General features: G+C 45.4%; 1 protein-coding gene. It reads right to left on the bottom strand.

Features of this window, described 5'->3' with window-relative positions:
* Positions 1-636: DUF368 domain-containing protein (locus R7Q46_RS26965; protein WP_318078205.1), on the bottom strand; the 636-nt coding region annotated here is incomplete at its 3' end.
* Between the last annotated feature and the right edge of the window lie 84 nt (positions 637-720).

The following is a 720-nucleotide window of genomic DNA, read 5'->3' as shown; positions in this document are numbered from 1 at the left end:
ATGAGAGAAAGAAAGTAGGCCAATCACGCAGCCCGATAAAAATAGCGCCAACGTATCCACTTGGAAGCCTTTTACGGCCGCAAGTACCGGAGTATACATACCGATCAGTAGCAGGATGAAGCTGCCTGAGATACCAGGGAGGATCATCGCACAAATTGCGATCGCACCTGCAATCAGCGTATTAATAGCGGTAGGTTCAAGATGCAGTGGTTTCAGCACCGTAATGCTATACGCAAAGCCGACGCCCAGTAGAAGAGTCACGAAACGAATCGCATCGCGTTTTTCTACCTGACGGAGGATGTGATACACAGAGACCAAAATGAGGCCGAAGAAGAACGACCAAATAGGGATCGGATGAGTGTCTAGCAGCCATGTGATCAACTTCGCTAAGGTTGCAATGCTCGACAAGATGCCAGCAAACAGAGCAATAAGGAAAAAGCCATTAATATGATTGAATGCGGCTTTAAAACCGTCTTTTCGCCAGATAGAGAAAAGAGACGGGTTAATACGACGAATGCTTTCAAGCAGTGTGTCGTAAATGCCAGTTATGAATGCGATAGTACCGCCCGACACGCCAGGGACAACGTCGGCTGCACCCATGGCTATTCCTTTGAAGAAAGTAATTAGATAGTTCATTTCTTTAGTGCTAAGTCATGTAGTTGGCACAGAGTATACAAAGATTGTTGCGAAAAAAGTATGAAATAGGGTCGTAGTTAATAT

The organism is Vibrio sp. 811, from assembly GCF_033339195.1.
The sequence above is the reverse complement of the archived record's forward strand: the minus strand, read 5'-3'. Positions and strand labels throughout refer to the sequence as shown.